The organism is Salinithrix halophila (assembly GCF_042650125.1).
GTDB classification, from domain to species: Bacteria; Bacillota; Bacilli; order Thermoactinomycetales; family DSM-45169; genus Salinithrix; species Salinithrix halophila.
Map to the genome: position 1 here is coordinate 1 of NZ_JBHSAP010000017.1, position 625 is coordinate 625.

Annotated in this window: 1 rRNA gene; it reads right to left on the reverse strand. The window is 54.7% G+C overall.

Features of this window, described 5'->3' with window-relative positions:
* Positions 1-625, reverse strand: a 23S ribosomal RNA gene (locus tag ACFOUO_RS13025); the annotation flags it as partial.

Below are 625 nucleotides of genomic sequence, written 5' to 3' on the forward strand. Positions count from 1 at the left end.
ATGACATCCACAGCTTCGGTGGCGTGTTTAGCCCCGTTACATTTTCGGCGCAGAGTCCCTGGACCAGTGAGCTATTACGCACTCTTTAAATGATGGCTGCTTCTAAGCCAACATCCTGGTTGTCTAAGCGACTCCACATCCTTTCCCACTTAACACGCACTTGGGGACCTTAGCTGGTGGTCTGGGCTGTTTCCCTTTCGACTACGGATCTTAGCACTCGCAGTCTGACTCCCGGAAAACGAGTCCACGGCATTCGGAGTTTGACTGAGTTCGGTAACCTTTGACAGGCCCCTAGCCCAATCAGTGCTCTACCTCCGCGACTCTTTTATCCGAGGCTAGCCCTAAAGCTATTTCGGGGAGAACCAGCTATCTCCGGGTTCGATTGGCATTTCACCCCTACCCACACCTCATCCCCTGGTTTTTCAACACCAGTGGGTTCGGGCCTCCACTGAGTTTTACCTCAGCTTCACCCTGGACATGGGTAGATCACCCGGTTTCGGGTCGACGGCGACGTACTGAACGCCCTGTTCAGACTCGCTTTCGCTGCGGCTCCGGCTTCTCACCTTAACCTTGCACGGCACCGTCACTCGCCGGTTCATTCTACAAAAGGCACGCCGTCATCCCT